Origin of the sequence: Thalassococcus profundi, from assembly GCF_003344785.1 — a bacterium.
GTDB classification, from domain to species: domain Bacteria; phylum Pseudomonadota; class Alphaproteobacteria; order Rhodobacterales; family Rhodobacteraceae; genus Puniceibacterium; species Puniceibacterium profundi.
Genome location: NZ_QPMK01000045.1, coordinates 1 through 1,221, shown reverse-complemented (window position 1 = coordinate 1,221; position 1,221 = coordinate 1). Strand labels below are relative to the sequence as shown.

The 1,221-nt window shown below is 62.5% G+C and carries 2 protein-coding genes; both read left to right on the top strand.

The window, feature by feature from the left end; all coding sequences use genetic code 11:
• The first annotated feature begins 314 nt into the window (after positions 1–314).
• Entirely contained in the window at positions 315–692 is a 378-nt protein-coding gene (rsgA, locus tag DU478_RS23615) for a GTPase RsgA (protein ID WP_267897130.1), read from the top strand.
• A complete protein-coding gene (gene rsgA / locus DU478_RS23610) occupies positions 689–1,207 on the top strand; it encodes a ribosome small subunit-dependent GTPase A (protein ID WP_325048116.1) in 519 nt (172 codons plus the stop codon). Before rsgA (DU478_RS23615) ends, rsgA (DU478_RS23610) begins: the two co-directional genes overlap by 4 nt.
• Positions 1,208–1,221: the final 14 nt, after the last annotated feature.

The window sequence follows — 1,221 nt, the reverse complement described above, 5'->3', positions numbered from 1 at the left end:
CCCTTGGCGTCGATCCCACAACCTGCTGTATCGACACCCCCAAAGCAAGCATCCGGGCGGTTATTCGCGCCGGTTGGCGGGGCGCGCTCAACCGGATCTGTCGCGTCGTCGCCTGTGCACCTGCCTGAAGGATAGGCTTGCAACAATGTGGTTCTGCCGCCATTCAGACTGGCGTGACCAATTCATCAGATCAGTCCGCAGTTTCACTGGTCGCTTTCGGCTGGTCGGCGTTTTACTCCGAGCAGTTGGAGCCGGGCGAAGCAGGGCTTGCCCCTATGCGCATCGGATCCGTTCACCGGGACAGGGTCACTGCGATGTCCGAGCTCGGCCCTGTAAGGCTGACCCTTTCCGCTCAGACGAATACGACGGACTTCGCCGTTGGGGACTGGGTCCTGGTGGCCCCCGACACCCGCTTGCTGGTCCGGCGGCTGCATAGACGGATGTTGTTGCAGCGCAAGACCGAAGGCCGTCGGCAAACGCAGCTGATCGCTGCGAACGTTGACACGCTCTTGATCGTCACCTCCTGCAATGACGACTTCAATCCGGCACGACTGGAGCGGTATCTGGCACTGGCGAACGAGGCAGGCGCGATCCCAGTGATTGTCCTGACGAAGATCGATCAGACGGCTGATCCCGCACCCTACCTACGGCAGGCGCAAGCCCTTCAACTCGGACTGGAGTCGTCGCGTTGAATGCGAAAGCACCGGAGGCGGCACGGGCATTGGCCCCTTGGTGCGGCCCGGGGCAGACCGTCGCCCTTGTCGGATCGTCCGGGGTCGGGAAGTCGACTTTGCTGAATACGCTGTCGAAGAAGTCATCCGGGGAGGCACAGCCAAGAGGACCGGTTCGCGCGGCCGACGCCAAGGGGCGGCACACAACCACGTCGCGGTCGCTTCATGCAATTGCCGGTGGCGGCTGGGTGATCGACACGCCAGGAATGCGAACGCTGCATGTCAGCGACGTCACGGCCGGGCTCGACACTCTGTTCGCAGAGATTGTCGACCTCGCGTCCCGGTGTCGCTTCCGGGATTGCACCCATGATCATGAACCCGGTTGCGCGGTTCAGGGCGCGACCGCCAACGGGACACTCGATCCGGCGCGTCTTGAACGATGGCGCAAGCTTACGGAGGAAAACCTGACCAATACCTCCACCCAGTCCGGACCCCGTGGTAACAAAATCACAAAGACCCCTGGCAAACGACACTGACGAGCTTTCGGCCC